General features: G+C 50.1%; 24 protein-coding genes. 6 read left to right on the forward strand and 18 right to left on the reverse strand.

The genetic code is table 11. From position 1 onward, the window contains the following. Positions 1-10: 10 nt before the first annotated feature. From tatC to NHM04_RS13830, 7 genes are read right to left on the reverse strand one after another with little or no spacing between them, the layout of a single operon-like run. Positions 11-775, reverse strand: coding sequence for a twin-arginine translocase subunit TatC (tatC, locus tag NHM04_RS13800; RefSeq protein ID WP_254264344.1), 765 nt, complete (start codon positions 773-775; stop codon positions 11-13). Further along, the gene (gene tatB / locus NHM04_RS13805) at positions 772-1146 is read right to left on the reverse strand and encodes a Sec-independent protein translocase protein TatB (RefSeq protein ID WP_254264345.1); all 375 of its coding nucleotides are present in this window, start codon (positions 1144-1146) and stop codon (positions 772-774) included. Before tatB ends, tatC begins: the two co-directional genes overlap by 4 nt. A gap of 10 nt (positions 1147-1156) precedes the next feature. Then, a complete protein-coding gene (gene tatA, locus NHM04_RS13810) occupies positions 1157-1390 on the reverse strand; it encodes a twin-arginine translocase TatA/TatE family subunit (protein ID WP_254264346.1) in 234 nt (77 codons plus the stop codon). A gap of 34 nt (positions 1391-1424) precedes the next feature. After that, positions 1425-1766, reverse strand: coding sequence for a phosphoribosyl-ATP diphosphatase (locus tag NHM04_RS13815; RefSeq protein WP_254264347.1), 342 nt, complete (start codon positions 1764-1766; stop codon positions 1425-1427). Continuing rightward, positions 1766-2161 carry a phosphoribosyl-AMP cyclohydrolase gene (gene hisI, locus NHM04_RS13820; protein WP_254264348.1) on the reverse strand — a complete coding sequence of 132 codons (396 nt, stop codon included), beginning with the start codon at positions 2159-2161 and terminating at the stop codon, positions 1766-1768. The genes NHM04_RS13815 and hisI overlap by 1 nt, the downstream gene beginning before the upstream one ends. Beyond that, positions 2158-2949 (reverse strand): aldo/keto reductase, encoded by a 792-nt coding sequence (locus NHM04_RS13825; protein ID WP_254264349.1) that lies wholly within the window; start codon positions 2947-2949, stop codon positions 2158-2160. Before NHM04_RS13825 ends, hisI begins: the two co-directional genes overlap by 4 nt. Further along, positions 2946-4145: an FAD-dependent oxidoreductase gene (locus NHM04_RS13830; protein ID WP_254264350.1), complete on the reverse strand. Its 1200-nt coding sequence runs from the start codon at positions 4143-4145 to the stop codon at positions 2946-2948. Before NHM04_RS13830 ends, NHM04_RS13825 begins: the two co-directional genes overlap by 4 nt. A 149-nt stretch (positions 4146-4294) precedes the next feature. Between NHM04_RS13830 and NHM04_RS13835 the strand changes: the two genes are divergently transcribed. From NHM04_RS13835 to waaA, 6 genes are all read left to right on the forward strand, one after another. Then, positions 4295-6040: a hypothetical protein gene (locus NHM04_RS13835; RefSeq protein WP_254264351.1), complete on the forward strand. Its 1746-nt coding sequence runs from the start codon at positions 4295-4297 to the stop codon at positions 6038-6040. Positions 6041-6333: 293 nt separating this feature from the next. Beyond that, the gene (locus tag NHM04_RS13840; protein ID WP_254264352.1) at positions 6334-6513 is read left to right on the forward strand and encodes a hypothetical protein; all 180 of its coding nucleotides are present in this window, start codon (positions 6334-6336) and stop codon (positions 6511-6513) included. Positions 6514-6543: 30 nt separating this feature from the next. After that, complete coding sequence (locus NHM04_RS13845; RefSeq protein WP_254264353.1) at positions 6544-7626, forward strand: GDSL-type esterase/lipase family protein; 1083 nt, start codon at positions 6544-6546, stop codon at positions 7624-7626. Positions 7627-7713: 87 nt separating this feature from the next. After that, positions 7714-8052, forward strand: a complete 339-nt coding sequence (locus NHM04_RS13850) for a hypothetical protein (RefSeq protein ID WP_254264354.1) — start codon at positions 7714-7716, stop codon at positions 8050-8052. Positions 8053-8110: 58 nt separating this feature from the next. Next, complete coding sequence (locus NHM04_RS13855; protein WP_254264355.1) at positions 8111-8689, forward strand: CBS domain-containing protein; 579 nt, start codon at positions 8111-8113, stop codon at positions 8687-8689. A 114-nt stretch (positions 8690-8803) separates the two neighbouring features. Further along, positions 8804-10096, forward strand: a complete 1293-nt coding sequence (waaA, locus tag NHM04_RS13860) for a lipid IV(A) 3-deoxy-D-manno-octulosonic acid transferase (protein WP_254264356.1) — start codon at positions 8804-8806, stop codon at positions 10094-10096. Between the two features lie 56 nt (positions 10097-10152). On the opposite strand, the gene NHM04_RS13865 is transcribed toward waaA, so the two are convergent. The 11 genes from NHM04_RS13865 to NHM04_RS13915 all read right to left on the reverse strand — a co-directional run bounded on the left by NHM04_RS13865 (position 10153) and on the right by NHM04_RS13915 (position 22573). Continuing rightward, entirely contained in the window at positions 10153-11556 is a 1404-nt protein-coding gene (locus NHM04_RS13865; protein ID WP_254264357.1) for a mannose-1-phosphate guanylyltransferase/mannose-6-phosphate isomerase, read from the reverse strand. 47 nt (positions 11557-11603) lie between these two features. Next, a complete protein-coding gene (locus NHM04_RS13870; protein ID WP_254264358.1) occupies positions 11604-13199 on the reverse strand; it encodes a hypothetical protein in 1596 nt (531 codons plus the stop codon). 251 nt (positions 13200-13450) lie between these two features. Continuing rightward, complete coding sequence (locus NHM04_RS13875; RefSeq protein ID WP_254264359.1) at positions 13451-13912, reverse strand: GDP-mannose mannosyl hydrolase; 462 nt, start codon at positions 13910-13912, stop codon at positions 13451-13453. 2 nt (positions 13913-13914) lie between these two features. Next, positions 13915-14874 (reverse strand): GDP-L-fucose synthase, encoded by a 960-nt coding sequence (locus tag NHM04_RS13880; RefSeq protein ID WP_254264360.1) that lies wholly within the window; start codon positions 14872-14874, stop codon positions 13915-13917. 12 nt (positions 14875-14886) lie between these two features. Beyond that, positions 14887-15813, reverse strand: coding sequence for an FkbM family methyltransferase (locus NHM04_RS13885; protein WP_254264361.1), 927 nt, complete (start codon positions 15811-15813; stop codon positions 14887-14889). Between the two features lie 2 nt (positions 15814-15815). Continuing rightward, positions 15816-17297: a glycosyltransferase family 25 protein gene (locus NHM04_RS13890; RefSeq protein WP_254264362.1), complete on the reverse strand. Its 1482-nt coding sequence runs from the start codon at positions 17295-17297 to the stop codon at positions 15816-15818. Beyond that, positions 17297-18412 carry a GDP-mannose 4,6-dehydratase gene (gmd, locus tag NHM04_RS13895; RefSeq protein WP_254264363.1) on the reverse strand — a complete coding sequence of 372 codons (1116 nt, stop codon included), beginning with the start codon at positions 18410-18412 and terminating at the stop codon, positions 17297-17299. The genes NHM04_RS13890 and gmd overlap by 1 nt, the downstream gene beginning before the upstream one ends. 58 nt (positions 18413-18470) lie before the next feature. Next, positions 18471-19241, reverse strand: a complete 771-nt coding sequence (locus NHM04_RS13900) for a sulfotransferase family 2 domain-containing protein (RefSeq protein ID WP_254264364.1) — start codon at positions 19239-19241, stop codon at positions 18471-18473. Between the two features lie 51 nt (positions 19242-19292). Next, positions 19293-20420, reverse strand: coding sequence for a polysaccharide pyruvyl transferase family protein (locus NHM04_RS13905; RefSeq protein WP_254264365.1), 1128 nt, complete (start codon positions 20418-20420; stop codon positions 19293-19295). Positions 20421-20435: 15 nt separating this feature from the next. Further along, the gene (locus NHM04_RS13910) at positions 20436-21614 is read right to left on the reverse strand and encodes a glycosyltransferase (RefSeq protein ID WP_254264366.1); all 1179 of its coding nucleotides are present in this window, start codon (positions 21612-21614) and stop codon (positions 20436-20438) included. After that, positions 21611-22573, reverse strand: a complete 963-nt coding sequence (locus tag NHM04_RS13915; protein ID WP_254264367.1) for a glycosyltransferase family 2 protein — start codon at positions 22571-22573, stop codon at positions 21611-21613. Before NHM04_RS13915 ends, NHM04_RS13910 begins: the two co-directional genes overlap by 4 nt.

Here is a 22573-nt window from a genome sequence, read left to right on the forward strand (position 1 = left end):
GTGCGGACTGCTACTGGTCCGCACCTCCCTGATCATTTTCGGTGGTGCCGTGTTTGCGATACAGCAAGCGGCCGAAGAAAACCCCCGCTTCAAACAGCAGCCACATGGGCAGTGCCAGCAAGGTTTGCGAAATTACATCGGGCGGTGTCAGCAACATGCCTATGACAAAGCAACCCACAATCACATAGGGGCGTTTTTTCGCCAGCCCATCGGGAGTGACCACTCCGGCCAAAATCAGTAGTACCGCCGCAATGGGAATCTCAAAAGCCACACCAAAGGCGAAAAACAGCTTCAGAACAAAATCCAGATAGCGGCTAATGTCGGTCATGATGGCGACATTGGCGGGCCCCACCGAGGTAAAAAAGCCGAACACCAGAGGGAATACCACAAAGTACGCAAAGGCCATCCCGGCGTAAAACAGCAATACCGACGAGGCGAGTATAGGCAGGGCCAATTGTTTTTCATGTTTGTACAAACCCGGGGCAATAAAGGCCCAGGCCTGATACAAAATAAAGGGCACGCTGATCACAAACGCCAGAAACAGCGTGAGTTTAAACGGGGTTAAAAACGGCGAGGCCACTTCGGTGGCGATCATCTGGCTGTTTTCGGGCAAGTAAACCTGCAAAGGCTTGGAGGCAAAGTCGTAAATCTCGGCCGAAAACGGCAGCAGGCAGGCACAGACAATGCCGGTGACCAAAATCGCGCGCAATAAACGGTTGCGCAGCTCTATTAAGTGCTGCACTAAGGGCAGCTCTTGATCGGTAGAGTCACTCATGATTTATCGGCGTCGTCCGCTTTACGGGGTTCAGTCTTATCGCTCGCCTCGCCGTGGGCGTGCATGGGTTCTTCCGGCGGCGGGCCATAGTGGCCGTGCATGCGCTTGGTGCGCTCTGGGTCTACCGCCTCTTCAATATCGCGGCGGGTGGCCTCGAGGTTGCGCATAATTTCTTCGTTGTGCAACTGGCGACGAATATCGTCGGCGCCAATTTGTTTTTCAATTTCGCTGCGGGTTTCGCGCAGGCTGCGCTTGAGCCGGCCAATCCACAGGCTGACGCTGCGCACGGTTTCGGGCAGACGCTCGGGGCCGATAATCACCAGCGAGACAATGGCGATTACCAGCAGCTCAAAAAAGCCGATATCAAACACGTTTCAGGTCTTAGTGGCTTTTGGTTTTATCGTCGCTTTTCGCGGTGTCAGCGCTTTCGGACTCGGCGGCCTCGGCGTCGATTTTTTTCGGATCTTCGTGTTTGTCCTCGTCACTGACGGACTTTTTAAAACCTTTAATGGCTTCGCCCAAGTCTGAGCCCATGCCGCGCAGGCGTTTGGTGCCAAACAGCATAATGACAATGGCGAGTACGATTAACAGCTGCCAGATACTGATATTGCCCATGTGGAATTCCTCAAATACTCAATGATGTCTGCGCTCAGGACTTGCGCGCGGCTTTTTCGTCGTGCCCGGATACGCCGAAGCGGCGGGCCAGTTCGTTTAATACGCTATCGGCGGATTCATCCAAGTGCGACAGCATTACCAGCGAGTGAAACCACAGGTCAGCGGTCTCGGCAATAAGCTCGCGTTTGTCGCCGCTGGTCTGCGCGTCTTTGGCCGCCAGAATAGTTTCTGTGGCTTCCTCGCCGACTTTTTCCAAAATTTTATTGAGCCCTTTTTGATGCAAGCTGGCGACGTAGGATTTTTCGCCGTCGGCGGCATTTTTGCGCGCCTCGAGTATACGGGTCAGTTCGGCCAGAATATCTTGCTTGTCACTCATTAGTAAATCTCGCTGGGGTCTTTTATCACCGGGTCAACCGTGTGCCAGGCGCCATCTTTGTAGGTGCGGTAAAAGCAGCTTTCGCGCCCGGTGTGGCAGGCAATGCCGCCCAGTTGTTCCACCTGCAGTACAATCACATCTGCGTCGCAGTCCAGGCGCATTTCGTGCAGGGTTTGCACGTGCCCGGATGACTCACCCTTGCGCCACAGCTTACCGCGCGAACGCGACCAGTAAACGGCGCGTCCCTCTTTGGCGGTAAGCGCCAAGGCCTCGCGGTTCATCCAGGCCATCATTAAAATGCGGCCGGTTTTGTGGTCCTGGGCGATGGCCGGCACCAGGCCGTCGGCGTCCCATTTTACTGCATCGAGCCAGTCGCTTTCGCTCGCTTGTGTCATGTCAGGGCCTTTTTTGCTTTGGCGATGTTATCACGTAAATGCTGCGGGTTGATGGTGCCAATAATCGCGCTGGTAACGCCGGCGTGGGCGTAGGCAAAGTCCAGGCAGGTTTGCACCGGGTCGGCATCTTCGCTGTTTAAATGGCCGCTGGCCAGTGCTTTTTTTAACAGCACCCCTTTGTTGAGTTTAAGGCACTCGTCAATCACCGCCTGCTCTTCAATATGGCCCGGGTTGTAGGTCACCATTACGCAATCGGATTCGCGCGCGGCCAAGATGCCGCCTGCCACGGTTTTGGTAGACATACCAAAGGCGCGAATACTGCCTTCTTGCTTGAGTTTGCCGAGGGCCTCAAATGCACCTGAGTTTTCAATAATGTCGACATCGTTACCGTCGGAGTGGACCAGTACTAAATCCAGCCAGTCGCGCTGCAGGCGTTTAAGCGAGCGCTCTACACTGGCGCGGGTGTGAGCGGCGCTGAAGTCAAAATGGCTGCTGCCGTTAATATATTCCTCACCAGTTTTACTGCATATCACCCAGTCGTGTGCGCCTGCGCCCAACAGTTTGCCCAAGCGTTCTTCGCTCAGGCCATAGGCCGGGGCCGTATCAATCAGGGTGATGCCGCACTCGCGGGCGGTCTCTAGCAAAGCCTGGGCTGCGGCGTCACTAGGCAGCTCGAAAGCGCTGGGGTATTTCACCCCCTGATTACGGCCGAGCTTTACTGTGCCCAGGCCAATGGCGCTGACGTGTATACCGGTACTGCCCAGGGGGCGGTGGTCAAATTGATTCATGGTGTTGTCTCCCAGGGTAGGGCGGCCAACGCCGGTGGGCTTAACCGTTGGCGCAGTTGCTCCAGCGCGTCACTGTGGTTCGCGCCCGGCGCTGCAAGCTGCGGCATAATTTGCTGCGCCATATTGGGTGTTAGGGTTAGTTTGGTTGGCCAGGCTGCGATCACGTTATCCAACCCGGGTACGGGCTCGGCATAGGCTTGATCGGGCCGCACCAGGCCCGGCTGCTTGGGCTCGGCGCGCTCGATGTACAGCGTGGAAAACTCGGCATGGGAAAATTCCAGCCAGGGAAATAATTGCTGCAGCTCGGCGCGGCCTTTGGCAATCAGCTGGTCATCGCTTAATCTCGCGCCCTCTTCGGCGAGGCTGCCGCCCAGATACCACACCATACGGCCGTCGGCGCCCGGATGGCTGCTAATTGTCAGGCGCGGGGTTTTCTCGGCGCCCAGGCAGTGGCCATAAAACGGGTAGGGGTTATCGTGGCGCACCACCAGTTGGCGCAAGGGGCGCAGTTGCTGCTCGGGTTGCTGCGCGTCCACGGCCTGCAGCAAAGCCTGGTTGCCTTTGCCGGCGGCAAATATAAATTGCCCGGCGTTAATCACGGTGCCGCAACCCAGCCTTTGCTGCGCTCGCGTGCCCTCGCGGTGCCACTGGTAGCCGCTGTCTAGCTGAAAAATATACCCGGCGTTATTGGCGGCCAGGTTGGCCACCAGCGAGGGAACATCCAGCACCATATCCACCAGCTTGTAAAGGCTGCCGCTAAATGCCGGGTTGGCGAACAGGGCGGGGCGCTCGGCTTTGCCTACTTTTTCCACCCGCCCGCGCAGGGCGCGGCTGGCAAAAAAGCTGGTGAGCTTACCCACAGTGGAGGTGGACCACATATAAAAGTGGTCGCTCAGCACTCGGGTTTGGCGCAAATCCACGTCCCCCTTGCCTGCCAGGCAGGCGCGCCAGTGCTCGGGCATATCGGCAATGGCTTCCGAGGCGCCGGAAAGCGTACCCGCCAGGGTGTATTTGACTCCGCCGTGAATCATGCCCTGCGATGCCACCGTTTGCCCGGCACCCAAGGGGCCATCGCTGAACAGCGCGGCCGTGTAACCGGCTCGGCGCAACCTCTCCAGCAGCCACAGCGCAGCAATACCGCCACCGATGATGGCAATATCCAGGTTGATTGTGGGGCTGGCCGAGCTCGCTTGCATAACTACCCGATGGCTGTGTGAATTAGGGCGCGTAGTATATCGGCTATTGGTTTTTTTTGCCGCCGTGGGCGGCTGACAGTGTTGTGCAACTTAGTTACTATTGCCACCCATAAAAATGTAGCTAATTACCAAGCAGGGAAACAACGAGCATGCAGGGAAAGTCTAAAGTCGCCGCCATTATTATTATCGCCAGCGTAATGTGTGCGCTGGGATTGTATGTCTGGGCGGGTGCTAAGCAGGCAGGACTTTACGGTTACGGCTTTATGCGGCTGTACCAGGGTGACCTGGTAGTGAATTTCGACCGCTCACTGGTGTGGTTAGATGAAACTGGCCGCGAGCGCCGGGCCTTGGATTTGCAAATCGAAGGGCTGCGCCCGGTGGGCGACTTTGACTTTTTTGCCAATGGCGATGTGCTGGTGTATCACCGCGCTGCCCCCTTGGGGGTGTGGCAAAACATCAAGGCTTTTTTGCGCTTACGCGAGCCTTCGCGCCTTGGCAGTGCAGTGCAAGCCGGAGCCCGGGCCGATGGCTTCTACCGTTGCCGGCTGGCTCCCTTGGATTGTCAGCCATTACTTAACCCGCAAGTGTTGCCCGCCCGCAGTCTGCGCTTGGCCGTCGACCGCGAACAAAACGTCATTTACCTTGCCGATACTGCCGACCACAGTGTGTATAAACTCAGCGCCAGCGGCGAGGTACTGGCCGCGCGCCGCGAAGGTTTTAAATTCCCCAATCAATTAATCATCCGCGAGGGCTCATTGTGGCTGGCCGATACCAATCATCATCGCCTGGTTGAGCTAAACACCGCCACTGATAAGTTTGCGACCGAGGTAAACAGTTATCGGGTTACTTTGGGCGGTGAGCACCGCTGGCCCCACCAGCTAACGCCCACCCGCGATGGCTTTTGGGTGCTGGTGGGTAACAATGCGATGGCCAATGGGCGCCTCGCGTTGGTGACCGGCGAGGGCGAGGTCAGCCAGCCACTCGCGGCCAATGTATTGTCTGGTGCGGGGCTTACCGACCCGCTGGCCATTCAGCTCTGGCAGGGCGATTTGTGGCTGAGTGATTTTGCCGAGCCCAAACTGGTGCGCATTAACGTGCAAAGCCAAAGGGCCCACAGGGTAGAGTCAGAGAGTCTGGCCGCGCTGGAGCAGCGTTATCTGGCGCGTTACAGCCACTACCAATTGTGGAAAAACACGGCTATCGCGCTGTTTGTACTGGTGCTTGTTGGCGGCTTTATTGCCGCGTGGTTGCTGGAAAAAGAGCAGACCCGAGCAGCAATTCGCTCGGCGGGCAGAGCAAAAACCTTCAGTGTTGATGGCGAGGTAACGCCCACGGGGAGCGACGAAATTGTCTGGCTGCCGTCGGCACTTAAACCCTGGCATCACTGGTTGCCGAAAATCATCTGGGTCATTTGGGGCTTTATGCTACTGGCCTTGGCGCTGCTTTATTTTGGCGCCGAAGAGACGCCCGCGGCTATTATGCAACTGGGGGTGATTATGGTGGTGTTTTTGGCCGTCGTCAGCTGGGGAGTACAGCGTTTATTTGGCTTTTTGTCCGCCTCGCGACTCGGCGTAATTGGCGAATCGCTGGTACTAGTGGATGGCAAAGGTGCACGCACTGTCGCCAGGGGGGCTGAGCTTGCTTACAGTCAGCACTTTATTTTTGCCGATCAAATAGCCCTGGCGCTGGGCAACCCGAATATGCGCTTTTTTAACGAGGCGGAGCTGAAAAAGTGGGTCTACCCGCGTTTAAAGCAGGGCCATAAATTATCCCCCTGGGAGCAAACCAAACATCTCTGGCGCTTGCGCCACCCGCAAATGATTTATTCGGCGGTTATGTTGTTGGCAGTACTAATTTTGTATTTGCTCATCGAATTTGTCTTGGTTAAGCCTTGAGCGGCCTGTTTAATGTCTGTACTATTGCGGCTTGGCTGCTTATTCCATAATCAACAGTAGCTATAACTAAATTCCATATTGGCAATCAGCAATGAAAACCTGCATGCACATTATGACCACCGTTACTTGGGCCGGCGCTCGCCGCTGCACAAGTGGTGTTTGCATGGTTAATTTGCGGAATCTGGAATTTATCTGAAAATAACAGGGGCCGCGTATAGACCGCGGCCTTGTTAGACCTTTCCTGTTTCTAATCTGCTGCCGCGCTATCGGCCCCCACACAAGGAGTGTTGGGGATGTTTGCGTTTATTCAAAAATACCTGCGGCTATTAAAGCCGAAAAAGCCGCCGCCTATTGGCGCGGGCGAACTGGAAGCCTTGCAAAAGGATGCCGGGGTGAGGGTAACCCGTATTCGCCTGCCGTCTGGACGTGAAGTGGTGCTGGTTCATCGGGATGAAAATAATGATTCGCTATAATGCGCGTTTTAGCAAAATCGAGATAATGCCATGAAAGATATGTTTGCTCGCTCTGTCTTGGCGCTGTGTGCTGCGCTAGTGTGTAACTTTGCCGCTGCCGAGCAGCTTGCCGCGCCGAACCAAAAGCACTTTAGCTACCAGGGCCGAATTGATTTTAGCGAGCCCGCCGCGCCGGTGCTGAGCTGGCCTGCCACCCGTATCGATCTGCGCTTTGCCGGCAGCGAAGTAGCGGTAATACTGGACGACGACAGCGGCAATAACTTTTACAGCGCTTTTATCAATCGCGATTGGGATAACCCAATTGTGCTGGATTTGTTGCCCGGCAAACATCGCTATGGCGTGGCCGAGGGGTTGCCCGAGGGCGAGCATCAGCTAACCCTGGTAAAGCGCACCGAAGGCGAAGAGGGGGTGACCCGTTTTCTTGGCGTAGCATTAAATGACGAGGCCAAGCTGTTGGCCCCGCCCGCGTTGCCCGAACGCCGTATTGAAATTTATGGTGACTCCATTACCAGCGGCATGGGCGTTATGGCCCCCCTGCGCGGGGAGGACGGCAAGCTGGCCGATAAAAACGCGTTTATGTCTTATGGTGCGATGACGGCCCGCGCCCTTAACGCCGACTACCGCGCGATCTCGCAAAGCGGGATTGGGGTTATGATCAGCTGGTTTGATTTCACCATGCCGGATTTTTACGATCAGCTCACCGCCGACGGCGACAACGACAGCCAGTGGGATTTCAGCCGCTGGACGCCTCAGGTGGTGGTGGTCAATTTAATGCAAAACGACAGCTGGCTGGTGGAAGACCGGCTGGACCCGGTTCCCTCCGCTGAGCAGCGCATTGCCGCCTACCTGGAGTTTTTGCAATCCATACACAGTAAATACCCAGATGCGTTAATGGTAACCGCGCTTGGCAGTATGGATGCCACCGCCGAGGGCTCGCCCTGGCCGGGCTATATTGAACAAGCTACCGCTCAAATGCGCGAGCTTTATCCCCAGGGTGAGTTTGCCACCGTATTTTTCCCCTTTACCGGCTATGGCCAACACCCGAGGGTGGAGCACAACCGCGCTAACGCCGAGTTGCTGACCGACCTCATTAAACAAAAAATGAACTGGTAAAGTTTTTATAAGCCTGTTGAAATAACAGCCCCAAAGCCTTATATCAGTTTAACGGGCCTAAAAGGCCAATTTTTGCACAAGGTATCTATGTACGCATTGCCAGCCAATCAGGTTAACCAGCGCCGCCGGGTATCCGGCTGGTGGCTGCTGCCTATATTGTTGCTGGTCATGTCTTTGGGCGGCCAACCACAAAAGGTTGAGCCAGCCGCGGTTGCCGATTCGCTGGCGGTCGATTTACTCGCCGTCGATATCAATCACAACCAGAACTCTCTGGATGAACCGGATCACGATCTGATTCGCACCGGCGAGGCCGCTTTAGCCAGCCACGGCGCGGCCAGTCTTTGTTCCGGCCGCGCGTCGCGCTCTGCGGCCGCCAGTATTCTCGCCTTTATTGCCCGGGCACCTCCCGCCTTTAATCACGCTTAAAAACCTTTTCTTTTTTCGTGTTTAAAGCCCGCAGTGCGTCTGCGGCGAGGAGATTACTATGAAACCCGTACCGAGTATTCCTGTGTGTCGGTTAAACCACAAACTGACCCTGAGCAATGTACAAACCCCCGAACTGACCCCCACCAGTCCAGCGGAGAAGGTCTTTATCGACTTCGACAGCCGCCAGCCAATGGTGATTGACCAGACCGTAAGCGTGGACGACGCCGCCTACCTGATGCGCATTACCCACTCCAAAATCAAACTGGTGGTGGGGCGCAACAACCAATTGCTGGGTATTGTCAGCGTGCGCGACATCGAAAGCGTAAAAGTGCTGGCCACCGCCTCGGCCATGGGCGTGGCCCGTGCCGATTTGACCGTTAAAGACATCATGACCCCCACCGTGCGCTTGCAGGGTATATACCGCAAAGTCATGGAGCGCGCCCGCGTCTCCGACCTGGTTGAAGTGCTGGAGTTTGAAGGCGCCAGCTATCTGCTGGTGCTGGAAGACAACGAAGAAATCTGCGGCTTAATCAGCGCCGATGAAATCGCCCATCGCCTGGATCGCTACCTGGATATCGAGCCCGTAGCGCACAGCTTTAACGACGTGTTCAGTGCCCTGAAAGTCAGTAATCATTAGTGAACTTAGCCCGCGCAAGCGGGCTTTTTTGCCTCAAACCTCAGACATCCGACCCTGCGCCACCTTTATATCAGCCCCCTCTCACGCTATGCTGTGCGCTTTTGAATGGCCGCTATGCGATTTCTCTACACCGTCATTTATGCCCTGTTTATTCCCCTGGTGCTATTGCGCCAGTGCTGGCGCGCGCGGCGCGATCGGCGGCATATCGAGCGCTTGGGCGAGCGTTTTGGTTTTGTGGCAGCCGTGCCCAAGCAGAAAAAACGCCTGTGGTTACACACCGTATCGGTGGGGGAGTTTTTGGGCGCACAGCCGTTAATTCGTCAGTTATTGCAGCGCGATGATATTGAGCTGTTAATTACCAGCACCACTATCACCGGCTCCGAGCGGGCGCGCGAGACTTTGGCCAGCCACATCGAGGCAGGCCAGGTACTGCATACCTACATGCCCTACGACCTTCCTTTTGCCATAGCTCGCTTTATAAACAAACTGCAGCCAGACGCACTGGTCATTATGGAAACCGAGCTCTGGCCTAACACCCTCGCCGTAGCACATCGTAAAGGCCTGCCCAGCGTATTGATCAACGCTCGTCTATCCGAGCGCTCGGCCCGCGGCTACGGGCGCTTAGCCAAGTTAACCTCGCGTATGCTGGCTCAGCTGTCAGCGGCGGCCATCCAACAAAAGGCCGATGCCGAACGCCTTTTTCATTTGGGGCTTGCGGCAGATAAAGCGCAGGTTACCGGTAATATTAAGTTCGATATAACCATTGCCCCCGAGCTGCGAGAGCGAAGCGAGGCTTTGGCGCGCGACTGGACCCTAAACGGCCGGCGCCAGGTTTGGCTGGTGGCCAGCACCCACGCCGGAGAAGATGAAATAATCCTCGATGCCTTGGGCACATTAAGGGCAAAAGGAATCGGCGCGGAGCAACTATTAATGGTGTTAGTACCGCGCCACCCAGAAAGGTTTGAACGGGTAGGGCAGCTAATACAAACACGCGGCTTTAACAGCGTTCATCGCTCCAGCCAAAAAGTACCCGATGTGCAAACCGATGTGATGCTCGGCGACACCATGGGCGAGCTAATGCTGCTATACGGCGCCAGCGACATGGTTTTTATGGGCGGCACCTTGGCCGACGTAGGCGGGCACAACTTTATCGAACCCGCCGTTTGGGCCAAACCATTGCTAGGCGGGCCGGTACTGTATAACTTCGCCGAAGTGTCGCGGTTACTCATTGAGGCGAATGCGTTAAAGATTACTCCAGACGCCCAGGCTATCGGGACAGAGGTGGAACGCTTGTTTACCGATCAAACCGCCCGCGAGCAGTCCGGCCAAAATGCACTGCAAGTGGCAGAGCAAAATCGCGGCGCGCTGGCGAAAACATTGGCGGTTATTGATGGGGTCGTTTCGTAAAAGCTATTGACTTCCAGATATTAGGTAGAACTTAGAATGGAAATCTCAGTTTTGACTTAGTTACGACCATACTTATCTTCAAGGCGAACAATATCGTCCTCACCCAGGTAAGGCCCGCTCTGTACCTCAATAAGCTGAAGTGGAATTTGACCCGGGTTTTCTAGTGCGTGCACACTGCCGACCGGAATATAAACCGACTGGTTTTCAGCAATCAGTTTTGTGTCATCGTCAATCGTAACCTTGGCAGTGCCAGAAACAACCACCCAGTGCTCTGCGCGATGATGATGCATTTGTACCGATAATTTTGCACCTGGGTTTACGGTGATACGCTTGACTTGATAGCGGTATCCGGCATCAATCGATTCATACATTCCCCAAGGTCGGTAAACATCCCGGTGCAGCCGGTACTCAGATCGTGCAGAGGCCTTCAGTGATTGCACAATGGTTTTAACATCCTGAACCTGGTCTTTCGCTGCTACTAAGACGGCATCTTTTGTTTGCACAACTACCAGGCCATCCAGGCCAACCGTGCTGACCAGAGAGTTCTCAGCAAAAACATAGGTGTTGCGGCTGTTGTGTTGAATTACATCACCTTTACTGGTGTTGCCATTTTCATCTTTATCTGACACATCTGCCATTGAGGACCAGGAGCCTACGTCACTCCACCCCGCATCTAAAGGGAATACGGTGGCGCGCTTGGTGTTTTCCATCACGGCGTAATCAATCGATTCTGACGGGCATTGTGAGAATATTTCTTTGTTCACCCGGATAAAATCTAAGTCTTCTTCTGGGGCTGAAAATGAGTCCTTACAGGCCTGGTAGATGACAGGCCGGTGCTGTTCAAGCTCTGCTAGATAACGGTCGGCCCGAAACAGGAACATACCGCTGTTCCAGTAGTAATCTCCGCTGGCTAAGTAAGTTTTGGCAGTACGCAAATCCGGCTTTTCTACAAAACTTTGAACCTTATAGCCAAGCGTTTGGCTGGTACCGGCTTGAATATAGCCATAACCAGTTTCCGGGTAGGTCGGGACTATGCCAAAAGTGACTAAGTCGCCGCCTTGCGCTGCCGCGGTGGCTTTTTCTACCTCAGCACGAAAAGCCTCGGCGTTCTGAATAACATGGTCTGCAGGTAATACCAGCAAAAGGGCATTTGGATCTGTCTTTAAAGCGGTAAACGCAGCTAAAGCAATGGCAGGGGCCGTATTTTTACCCACGGGCTCAAGAATAATGTTGTGATCCAGCTGGTTAATCTGGCGCAATTGTTCGGCAGCCAGGAATCGGTGCTCTTCGTTACAGACCAGTATTGGAGCGTGGGGTTTGAGTCCGGCTAGTCTTTGCAACGTTTCTTGCAAAAGCGTGCTTTCACCGACCAGTGGAAGAAACTGCTTAGGGTAAAGCTCTCGAGACATAGGCCAAAGGCGACTGCCAGAGCCTCCGGAAAGAATAACGGGGAAAATCATTAAAGCCGTTCCTTAATAGTTTTTATTTCAGTCGCGTGTAAGAAATTTTAGTATTCGTTATTAGCCTGGGCTTTTAGCAGTCGGGGGATCAGGGCTAATGCGTCCAGGTACAGCTGCCGGGTGCACAGTCTATCAAATTGAAACAATAACGCGGCCAAAATCACGGCTTGTACGTCTACCGACTTTAAGGCTGGCCGCTGTTTAGATGCTTGTTGCAAAGCGTGCGAGATGTTCTGCAAACTCTTCGGTGCAATTGGCCAGCTGCTGCCAAGCGGTTCCAGAGCCCAGCGGCCCCAGGCGGAAATCCAAAGCTTTCCCTCGCCGTCCTGTAGCAGGGTGTTGGCATTAACTTCAGGGTTAACCATCGCTAAAGGTAAATTGCGGAGCCTCGCTAGCATATCGGGTAGCAGCTCTTCCAGTTGGTGCACTAGTGGTCTTTGTTGATCGCTAGCCGCCATGTATAAGCGTTCAAAAACATCAGCATCCAGGCGTTGCCAAAGTATAGGGTGTGAGCGGGCATAGCGGTCGGTCAGGTCTTCTGGTGGGTCAAAAGACCACAGAGCAGCGAGGTAAGCTTCTGAGTGTTTTCCAGGCGCGACAGGTGTGCAGTTATCGGGCAGTGCGAACAAGTGGCAATGCCACTTTTCCACCGGCCCTGCCGCTAACAACGGCAGGGCCGGTAAATCCTTGCTGGATTCTTCAAATAACAGAGTGGCCTCGTGGCTTGCAAGTAGGGAAGGGGTGCGCCCATACAGCCTGAGCAAATAACGGCCAATCCGCTCTTCTTTGTCATCCAGTGCGTCAACTTCCAGGGCGACGACTTCATTTACTCCGGTTTGGTGCCAATAAATACTCAGTCGCTGTGGGTTAATTGCTAAGTGCTCAAGTAAAAAGGAGCGCAGCCAGTGTTCGCGGGACTCTAGAACGAACAAAGACCAAAACTGAAACTGCTTTTCATCTTTTTGCGAAAGGGTATGGTGAGCAAAAAATAAAGCGTTTAATTTGCGCCGATTATTATGCAAATTTACAATGGCGGATACCAACTGGTTTGTTCGCGTAAACGCTTGGCGCGTAAGTAGCAGGGAGATAATGGCAAATAAAAAGCCCTGGGCGGCACCGGATAAAAACTGCACGACCAATAATAAGAAGGCGAGTAAGAAACCTATTGCCGTTAGCACTTGAGTTAGAGGAACTAAGTTTTCGTCAATACGTTCCCGTAAAGGTTTGCTGCATTTGTGTACTAGCGCAATGCTCATAGTGCATATGGCCGTATAGCCAATCAGAAACAAACACAATGGAGGGAAAAAAACAGCTACAGCCAGCCAGACGCAAGCAATAAACACCGCGTTGGATAACGCCTCGGCATAACGGCGATAGCTAGAGGCTGCAATGTCGTCTTGGTTCTCAAATAGCACAACTTTGCGGCTTTGGGTAAGTAAGCGCTTTGCGCCACTATCTGAAATAAGGCGCAGCAGTCGCTCCGCAATCAGGTGAAGAACAAAGAAGCCCGGTGTCGCTATGCTTAAGCACAGAATCAAGGTGTCACGCTCTAACGGAATTAAATTCTTGGGAAGGTAATGAGGAAGACCTTCAGACCCTATCAGAATTAGCACTTTCAGGGGGAGCAGAAACGCTAGCAGCATTGAAACTTGTGACACAAGTGTAACGGGAATAGCTAGTAGCGTTGGCCCAGGGGCCACCCGAAAGAACTTGCCACCAAGAGACAAGAGCCAACGAAAGCTGCCAGAAGCGGCATCGGACAAGGTTTTTCTCCTTATGTATTTGACGATTAAAGGGTTAATAGAGATTGTAATTGGTCGCAGGCTATTGATGAAGAGAAGGCTTAAGGTCTCAGGCCGTGTTATCGCAATTGGTTACTTATAAAAGGTAATTGCTACGTGAAGTATGCACGGCTGTAATCATGAACCTGTGGGTTTGCTAGAATCTCCGGAACCGTCATCCACTGGTATTCAGCGTGCTGCACTTTAGGCAGGTCTTTTAGCATTTGTTTTAGTGCGACTTCGAAAGCAAGCACAACATAATGCGTAGAAACCGTTTGCGTTGAATTGTCAGCAAAAACAAAATCATCGTAAAAGTGCTCATATAGGCCTTTCCACCTTGCTTTGGGCATAGGTATTTCTAACCCCAGCTCGGCTTTGGTGAGCCTTAAAAAAGCACTTTCTAGGCGCTCTTCTTTCTGAATGCGCCCGCCCGGTACAAACCAGTGGTTCTTAGCCGGTCGGTTAGTGCGCCACCCTAAAAGAAACTGACCTTGTGGGTTTCTTACCACAAGGTCAATAGATACTAAAGGTGTATGGGCAATGACTTGGGTAAAGTCTTTAGTGCTTAAATACAAGTTTAGCCCCTGAAATTACTCTGGTTGTTTAAAAACCATTGGTAAGCATTGCGCAGGCCGTCCTCCAGTTCTATAGAATAAGTCCAGCCCAGATTGCGGAGGCGCGATACGTCCATCAATTTGCGTGGTGTACCGTCCGGCTTGGATGTATCCCATTCAATACTTCCTGTAAATCCCACCACTTTGGCAACGGTTTCGGTTAACTCTTTAATGGTGCAGTCTACGCCTGTGCCTACGTTAATGTGGCTTAACATTGGCTGAGTGTGCTCTTGGTAGGTTGCGTTTTCCAGGTTCATAACAAATACACACGCCGCTGCCATATCGTCAACATGCAAGAATTCACGCATCGGGGAGCCAGAACCCCAGGCCGTTACAGAGTTATCACCGCGCTCTTTGGCTTCGTGGAATCGGCGGAGTAAGGCGGGAATAACGTGGCTGTTCTCCGGGTGAAAATTGTCGTTCGGGCCGTATAAATTGGTTGGCATCACTGAGCGGTAATCGCGACCGTACTGTCGGTTATAGCTCTCACACAACTTAATGCCCGCAATCTTGGCAATGGCATAAGGCTCGTTAGTAGGCTCCAGCGTACCGGTCAGTAGTGCATCTTCCCGCATAGGCTGCTCTGCCAGTTTCGGATAAATACATGATGAACCTAAAAATAACAGTTGTTGCACGCCTACTTTATGGGCCGAGTGAATAATATTCGACTCAATCATCAGGTTTTCGTAAATAAACTCGGCGGGGTAGGTATTGTTGGCGATAATGCCGCCGACTTTAGCGGCAGCTAAGTACACTTGATTTACTGATTCAGATTCGAAGAAGGCCTGAACCGATTGTTGGTCAAGTAGATTGAGCTCTTTACGAGTGCGGGTAATGACATTTACATCGCTCTTCGCTTGAAGTTGACGGACGATTGCCGATCCAACCATGCCGTTATGGCCGGCTACAAAAATATTTTTCATGCTGGCGTTCCTTTAATCGGTATCCAATTGGAAGAGGTGGTCATGGTAAGACAGCCTGTCGATTTTTTTGTAGCCATGAGTAGCTAGGTATTCGGAAAGTGTTTCAACATCTTCGCTTTCAATAAGCATATATTTTATGGTGTGCTTGTTGAAATCTAACCCTTTCAAGACTTCCAGTTCAACACCTTCAACATCGAGGGATAAAAAGTCAATATCTCTTGGTGCCTTGGCGTCTTCGAGTATATCGGTGAGCGTTCTGGCAAGAGCAAAATAAGGAACTACCTCTTCATGACTTTGTAGGAAACGTTTTCCACGTTGAGCGTGTTCTTGAACATTGCTTAGTGTTGAAAACTCACTTTCTTGGCTTGTCATTAAGTTGGAATAGAGAAGTTTTACAGTCTCTTGTGGGTAATTGAAAGGTACGCAGGCTGCATTGCAAAAATAATTAGACTCAGACCGGTTCTTTTTACACTCAAGAAAGTTATGCAATATAGGCTCGATAAGAACGCCCTTCCAGCCTCTTTCTTTCTCAAAGTAGGCTGTATTGGATTGGCTTAAGCCGTTGTTCGCTCCAAGTTCAATATAATAACCGTTGTCATAGTTTAGGTAGTGTTCGAGCTGACGGTCTATATTGTCGAGACCTTGGTATAGCGTATTTTCAGTAGAAAGCTTTGATGCAGCAGGTTTTGCACTGCTTATTATCTCTAGGTTAGTGATTAGTTTAGTTTGTGCTGACAGTCTTAAAAGTTCAAGTCTTAGGCAATCTAGTTTGGGTTCGTTGAGAGCTTTTGCTTGATCAAGGTCTCGCTTAACCTTTAATAAGTCATCAAGTAGTTTACAGATGTGTGATTTATCATCGATAGAGAAAGAATTGTAGTTGTCCGGAAGGGACAGCTCTAATTGCTTAACAACTTCTATTAGTTCGGTGCTGTCTATCACTTTCAGTCTCTTATATTCTGAATTCCGCCAGCTATAAATCCAGGGTTTGGTGAAGCGTGGCGTGGGATTGTAATGTTTCCAAGTGAGAAAATAGATGTCACCCAAGGGTACTTGTTGGATGGGCCAAACCCAGCATAATCAGCTTGGTTGAAGCCGCGATCGCGAAAAAATGCGCAAGTGTCGGGTAGCCAGTCAGAATTGTCCAGTACAATGAAGCCTCCGTGTGCCAGGGCATGGACAGCTCGTTCGGCGCAATGATAGCGTAAGGAGCCGTGAATGTATCCGTCTATGACTATAACGTCATACTTCTTGCTAGATGTATTCGCAATGTCGATTTGACCCGAGTATTCCGCTAGGCTTGACAATATATATCTGGTATTTGGCCGTTTTAATCTTTTTGCGAAATCGTGCCAGGTTGCATCATGGTCTACGGTGGTGACGGAGGCACTTCTTTTTGACCAAAACTCAGTAGAGTAACCAGACCCCCACTCAAAAATATGTGAACTTGAATAGTCATAACGCTCTATTTGGAATAAGGCGCTATACGTTATCCAGGGTATGGGGTTTCCTTTTGCATCAATACTCTTCCATTTCTCCCTAGTCTCTTTATGGTTGTAGTGTTCCTCATAGTGGCGTTGGATAAAGCTTTCATCTGTCGAGCGGTCGATCCTTTTCCTGTTAGGGGAGGGACTTGTCCACAAGTCGAGTAGTTTTTTGTACTCGGCTTCAGATTCAACGCGCTTTATGTGTGCGCTCTGACGTGCAGCATCATCTTTGTCGATGCCTTTAGGGTGAATGGCAGAAGGAAAGCGAGCGAAGCTCTTATTAAAAGATAACTCTGTTGCAATAAGCGGCTCAACAGTTGCTGCATCGATGTCAGGGCTGCTTGCTATGGTCGAGTGGACCCATACATCTGATGTTGTATCAATCACTTCAAACTGACTGAGCAAGTACTTTGCCATTGCTTGGTTGATTAAGTAGGCGGGATTGCTCATCACCCTTTTCTGGCTTTCTTGAAGATCAATTACTTCCGATAGTGTTTGGTGAGTATCCTGCCCCGACTGAGAAAGTCTGATTAGTTGTGGCTTATTGGAGTTATCACGCTTTTGCATAAGCTTGTTAAGCAGCGAGATTCCGTTTTCATAGAAAAGCACGTCGTCTTCGCATATAAGTGTCCAGCCAATATTTTGGGCAGCCTTTTTCCACACGTCTGCAAAGGATAGCCAGTTCGCTACCTGTTGCGGAATCAGTACATTGTTACTGCAATGGCAGGGTGTTTTGTTGCATCGAAAGCAATTGGGGTACGGTTTTACGCATGAATTTCGGTATAGCTCTTTAACCCTGTCGCTCTCTGGCGTTGTTGCCTTTACAAACTCGTAATCAATAATCCCTTGAGTTGAGAAATGCTCGCGAATATGCCGTCGACGCTCCGCTGCTCCCGGTAGTGACACGACAAATACCTTGCTTATGTTTTCACTAAGCATTATTCCACCGATACCGGAATTTCATAACCGTGCTCTTTGAGCAGGGCGTGGCGTTTGGCAACCTGAAGGTCTTCAGCAACCATTTCGGCGCACATTTCTTGAGTGGTGATCTCGGGCGTCCAGCCGAGTTTCTCTTTCGCTTTACTTGGATCTCCGAGTAGTGTTTCTACCTCTGCTGGACGGAAGTAGCGTGGGTCTACTTTAACGATGGCGTCGCCAACCTTAATATTGGGTGCGTTACTGCCTTCTATTGCTTCTACAATACCTTGCTCCTCTACCCCTTTGCCTTCAAAACGTAGGGTAATGCCAAGCTCCTTAGCAGACCAGCTTATAAATTCACGAACCGAGTATTGAACGCCGGTGGCAATTACGAAGTCTTCAGGTCGGTCTTGCTGCAGCATCATCCATTGCATGCGTACGTAGTCTTTAGCATGGCCCCAGTCACGCAAGGCGTCCATATTGCCCATATACAAACAGTCTTCTAAGCCTTGTGCGATATTAGCTAAGCCGCGGGTGATTTTACGGGTAACAAAGGTTTCACCGCGCCGAGGGGATTCGTGGTTAAACAAAATGCCGTTGCAGGCATACATGCCGTAAGATTCGCGATAGTTAATAGTAATCCAATAGGCGTAAAGCTTGGCCACCGCATAGGGTGAGCGGGGGTACATGGGTGTAGTTTCTTTTTGCGGCGTTTCTTGCACCAAGCCATAAAGTTCAGAGGTGGAGGCTTGGTAGAACCTGGTTTTTTTCTCCAAGCCCAACAGGCGAATAGCCTCCAAAATCCGAAGGGTACCCATTGCGTCTACATCGGCTGTATATTCTGGAGATTCAAACGATACTGCTACGTGCGATTGCGCGCCCAGATTGTAAACTTCATCCGGTTGAACTTCCTGCAAAATACGTGTCAAGTTAGATGAATCGGTCAAGTCGCCGTAGTGCAAAACAAAGTTTTGATTTTCTACGTGTGGATCTTGATAGATATGGTCCACTCTTTGAGTGTTGAATAAAGACGCGCGGCGTTTAATGCCGTGAACCTCGTAGCCTTTCTCTAATAGGAATTCCGCTAAATAGGAGCCGTCTTGACCGGTAACGCCGGTGATTAGTGCTTTTTTCATGGGGTTCTCGTAAGAAGTTTGACTAAGTGCATTTCTACGCTAGTGTTCCTTTACCTTTCTAAGGGGCGCTCGTTTTTTCCTGGCCTTCTAAAAATCTTCTTCTTATTTCTTCGTACAGTAACAGGTCTAGAGAGTTGTACCTTAAAATTGATTCTGCTTCGTCTTTGTCTAGAGTTGTAGTGTACTTAGATTTGCTAATGTTCTTTGACTCTATTTCTAGGCTCTCCCAGTTATTTGATTTACAAATGAGCTTAACACTGTCTTCGAAGTGCTCTTGAATTCCTACATTTACGAATCGCTTCTCTACTCTATCAAGAGCAATTTCAATCATTTCCCTGTGGCAGCCGTCGAATGGTATTTTATTATGATCTCTTCCGAGAAAAAACCTAAGCATCCCATTGTTTAACTCTTTTGATTTTAGGCGTTCTACATAGTCACCTACTGTTGGTGCTTCATTTTTCAATCGTTCGTGTAGATAATGGTTTGAGTTCTCTTTAACAAAATTATAATGAGATAATATTCTGCTGATAGGGTGGCGAAGTACGGTTATGTACTGGGCATCGGAGTCAAATGCTTCGTGTAGTCCATAGGGCATGTGCCCAATAACTGCCTTGAGCCCTGAAAGTTTAGATTTACCTAAAGAGTACAGGTTTTCTATTGATGCTTTATGTCGGTCACTAAATTTCCCATTTGTCGGGGCTCCTGTTATTCCGAGTGTATAAATTTCGTTCCTTTTGAAATTGAGGTGGAATAGTTGATGCAGTGTTGATCCTGCCGTTTTGGGTATGTGCATGAATATTATAGGCTTTGCCGGGTCTCGCTTAATCAAGATTCTCACCTTTAGGTAATTTAACTCACTAATTAGTGTTGCGGGAGTTGCTTAAATGTTGTTGGCTTCTAGATAATCTCGGAAAACCCTTTTAAGGTGTTGTCGTTTGTCTTCATATAGTGGGAGCTGCTCTAGAAACTCGGTATACATTAGCTCCGGTAAGTCTAAAAGGTCTGTCTTTAAGAAAATCGATAGAGGAATTCTAGGAAATGCCATGGAGTCACTCAGGCCTAGTGTTCTCGAGTCATGTGCTATCAAAACTGAGGGAACACCGGCTTGCAGTGGGATCATGTTTCCGTGAATTCGCATTCCGAAACTAAGGTCGCAAGTCCTTGAGAAGTCTAGCCAAGAATCGATAGATGAGAATCCTAATACCTGCTGCTTCAGGAGGCCGGCTAAACGCTCATGGGATATGCCGTCCGGTTTGTTTGCTCTGTAAGGTGCAGGAATCTCATCCGATTCTCTTAGAAAAAAAGGATATAAAACAGGGCTTTGAATTAAATAGTTAGAGTTTGTGACATTCATAAAGCCCAGTGTCTTTCGAAGGACCGCGCCCGAGTGTTCGTTCCCGCCACTAAACTCACCTAATACAAATTTTTGGAAGTTTAAGCTTTTTTCTCGGCTTTTTTTCGCCTGGGTAGACAGGTTTTTTATAAAATCATCGGATTGGTTGATTAAGTTAGAAGGACACCCAGTTACGATAGCATTTTGAATTCCGGCTTTTTGTAAAAGCGTTAAGGTAAAATGGTCGCGAACGCTTACTTGTTCGGAGTGGTTTGATATGGCCCTTGCTAGCCGTGCTGTGTTGGGCCCAAGCTCTAAATCTTGGCTAACACTAGATGCTTGCGCGCCCAAGCCGAACGCTACCACTGGGGCGCCAAAGTCCTCAATTACCTTGGCTCTCACGAGATTTGAGCGTTCATCTGCTTCGGAAAACCCCAACCAATTCGCGCAAGAGATTAATAGTTTTTCAGCTTTTACTTTCTGTTCAATTAATTTGCGAGCGTTTCCCCAGTTAACTAACTTGTAGGAGTCAAGGTCTGATACTAGGTGACGTAGAGCATGACGGAAAGCAAAGTTTCCGGTGTTTAGCCCTGTGATCCTCATAATGTCAGTTGCGCTTTTCTGATAGGCTTCGGGTATGTTGTCGATTTCGTCCAAATCTAGATATAACTTCATTTGATAACCTGTGTACTAAATATTGTCTCTGGCAAATAGGTTGATATAGCTGCTCGAAATGATCAAGGGATTGTGCATCGATATCGATCTGGCTTTTCCTTTAAATAGGCGTTTGCTTAGTGATGAGATGGCTTCTGCAACTGCAATATCAGAATAATCTTGAAGAACGGTGCCCGCTCCTAATTCTACTGTAAACTCTTCGCATCCGTGTCCTGGCCCTACAATAGGCGTCACACCGTAGGCACTGCTCTCAACTAAAATATTTGGCCAGTTATCGTCAAGTGACGGTGTTAGTAGGTAGTCTACTTGACAGTAAATATCTACAATGTCTTCGTGATTACTCTTGTGGCCATGGTTGATGACCTTATAGCCATGGGGTGTTAGTTGATTCAATACTTCTTTGTCTAGCCTGCCTACCAAGTGAATGACGAAGTTCTCTATTTTCTCTGGTGCCAGTTTCGCTAGTTTTATGAAGCCATCTATTGCGAGTTGCAGTTGTTTTCGTATTTCATAAAAGGAGTCGGCTATTACAAGAATGTGAACTCTTCCATCTAGGTTCGCTGCACGTTTCTTATGTGTGATTGGTTCATACGCGTTGCGAATTGTTATTCCGCGGCTTTGAGGTACAATCTTAGCTTCTATCGCTTTTCTGACAATGTATTCACTTGGGGCGGTTAGAGTTACGTTCTTGAAAGAAAATATCATGCGTTTAAGGTTGTGTGCCGCCTCTACATCTTTTTGTGGCATTAGCGTCGTATTTACTTGAGGGCACAGTTTGCAGGATGTTAAATACTGCCTGCATGTTGAGGGGTAATGGCAGCCGCCAGTAAAATAGTAAAAGTCGTGTAGGGTAAAGACGATTCTCTTGCCAGTTTTAGCTAGTTCAAATATTTCGGCAATTGTAAGTAGGTAGCTCGCCCAATGTATATTCAGAACGTCATACTTCATGAGCATTTTTATGATGTGGGGGCGGACCTCTGATGCAAAGTCTACTGTATAGTGCGTGTTGCCGATCGTGCCATTCGTTGCATTGACGGGAGGCGAAACACGATCAGATACAGAGCATAGTGCTTGCATATCAATAAATTCGACATCACATCGATCGGAATGGTGTTTCTGTATTGCTTCAAAAATTCGATATGCTGCTATTCCGGCGCCGCCGCCTGAAGCGCTTGATAGTATGGCTATTTTCATGACTCCGCCTCAAGGTCCGCCTGAAGCAGCGTTTGCTTCTTCTTGTCTACTAGTTTTTTGAGGTCATTAAGTTCAGCTGTTGTCAATTCAAGCTGTGATGCCAACGTTTCGTGCTGCGATAAGCTATCTACTTTTTTCTGTAGTTCGTTGTAAAGGTCCGTCAGGATGCTTAGGGTGTTCTTAGCTTGTTGGGTTCCACCGTGCTTGGCTTGAACTAGTGCCAAGGCGGAAATGGATTCGGCGCGTGCACCTCGGGTTTTGCATTCCTCATGGTATACGCTATAGGCGATGTCCAGCGGAATGTGGTGGAATTTATATTTTCTAGCCATGCCGATGAAGAGATCAGCATCCATAGCATAATGATCGTCTATATTAAGGGGGCCGATAGAATTCCATGCTTCTTGTGTAAAAAATACACTTGGCTGGATCAAGTGGTTTTTTGCATAGTCGAGTAGATAATCAAATTGAAGTTTTGTTTCGTTAAACTTAAAGTGGTTGATCGGCTTGAAATCGATTTCCGTCATATAGGCATCGCCAACCAGTACATTGCATTCGGGATGTTCAGCAAAGTATTCTCTGACTTTTATAATGGTGTTTGGCAGAATTATGTCATCGCCATTTAGCCAGTAAAGAATGTCTCCATTGGATTTTTGGTAGCCTTTATTAATTGCGTCGGACTGTCCTTCATCTTTCTCTGAGTAGATTTGCGCAAACATGTCTTTGTAGTGATGAATAATACTATGAGAGTTGTCGTTACTTCCCCCATCCTGCATGATAATTTCTACGCCAGACAGATCATTGCAAAGAAGACTTCTCAAAGTCTTTTCTAGAAAGGCGCCACTATTGAAAACCGGTATTACGATAGACATTGATGGTAGTGATTTATCGGTCGTTACAATTCTTTCTTTTTCCCATGGCAGTTGGCATTTTTCGTTCAGTGGGACGATGTCTAGGTACAT

Source organism: Gilvimarinus sp. DA14 (assembly GCF_024204685.1).
Classification (GTDB): Bacteria; Pseudomonadota; Gammaproteobacteria; order Pseudomonadales; family Cellvibrionaceae; genus Gilvimarinus.

What these genes read in the sequence shown, in the direction of transcription:
- NHM04_RS13855 (WP_254264355.1), top strand. Translation starts at nt 8,111, where the DNA reads ATGAAACCCGTACCGAGTATTCCTGTGTGTCGGTTAAACCACAAACTG.
- NHM04_RS13870 (WP_254264358.1), bottom strand. Translation starts at nt 13,199, where the DNA reads ATGCTGCTAGCGTTTCTGCTCCCCCTGAAAGTGCTAATTCTGATAGGG.
- NHM04_RS13815 (WP_254264347.1), bottom strand. Translation starts at nt 1,766, where the DNA reads ATGAGTGACAAGCAAGATATTCTGGCCGAACTGACCCGTATACTCGAG.
- NHM04_RS13850 (WP_254264354.1), top strand. Translation starts at nt 7,714, where the DNA reads ATGTACGCATTGCCAGCCAATCAGGTTAACCAGCGCCGCCGGGTATCC.
- NHM04_RS13880 (WP_254264360.1), bottom strand. Translation starts at nt 14,874, where the DNA reads ATGAAAAATATTTTTGTAGCCGGCCATAACGGCATGGTTGGATCGGCA.
- hisI (WP_254264348.1), bottom strand. Translation starts at nt 2,161, where the DNA reads ATGACACAAGCGAGCGAAAGCGACTGGCTCGATGCAGTAAAATGGGAC.
- NHM04_RS13910 (WP_254264366.1), bottom strand. Translation starts at nt 21,614, where the DNA reads ATGAAAATAGCCATACTATCAAGCGCTTCAGGCGGCGGCGCCGGAATA.
- NHM04_RS13905 (WP_254264365.1), bottom strand. Translation starts at nt 20,420, where the DNA reads ATGAAGTTATATCTAGATTTGGACGAAATCGACAACATACCCGAAGCC.
- NHM04_RS13890 (WP_254264362.1), bottom strand. Translation starts at nt 17,297, where the DNA reads ATGCTTAGTGAAAACATAAGCAAGGTATTTGTCGTGTCACTACCGGGA.
- waaA (WP_254264356.1), top strand. Translation starts at nt 8,804, where the DNA reads ATGCGATTTCTCTACACCGTCATTTATGCCCTGTTTATTCCCCTGGTG.
- NHM04_RS13835 (WP_254264351.1), top strand. Translation starts at nt 4,295, where the DNA reads ATGCAGGGAAAGTCTAAAGTCGCCGCCATTATTATTATCGCCAGCGTA.
- NHM04_RS13840 (WP_254264352.1), top strand. Translation starts at nt 6,334, where the DNA reads ATGTTTGCGTTTATTCAAAAATACCTGCGGCTATTAAAGCCGAAAAAG.
- NHM04_RS13845 (WP_254264353.1), top strand. Translation starts at nt 6,544, where the DNA reads ATGAAAGATATGTTTGCTCGCTCTGTCTTGGCGCTGTGTGCTGCGCTA.
- gmd (WP_254264363.1), bottom strand. Translation starts at nt 18,412, where the DNA reads ATGAAAAAAGCACTAATCACCGGCGTTACCGGTCAAGACGGCTCCTAT.
- tatA (WP_254264346.1), bottom strand. Translation starts at nt 1,390, where the DNA reads ATGGGCAATATCAGTATCTGGCAGCTGTTAATCGTACTCGCCATTGTC.
- NHM04_RS13825 (WP_254264349.1), bottom strand. Translation starts at nt 2,949, where the DNA reads ATGAATCAATTTGACCACCGCCCCCTGGGCAGTACCGGTATACACGTC.
- NHM04_RS13865 (WP_254264357.1), bottom strand. Translation starts at nt 11,556, where the DNA reads ATGATTTTCCCCGTTATTCTTTCCGGAGGCTCTGGCAGTCGCCTTTGG.
- NHM04_RS13830 (WP_254264350.1), bottom strand. Translation starts at nt 4,145, where the DNA reads ATGCAAGCGAGCTCGGCCAGCCCCACAATCAACCTGGATATTGCCATC.
- tatC (WP_254264344.1), bottom strand. Translation starts at nt 775, where the DNA reads ATGAGTGACTCTACCGATCAAGAGCTGCCCTTAGTGCAGCACTTAATA.
- NHM04_RS13915 (WP_254264367.1), bottom strand. Translation starts at nt 22,573, where the DNA reads ATGTACCTAGACATCGTCCCACTGAACGAAAAATGCCAACTGCCATGG.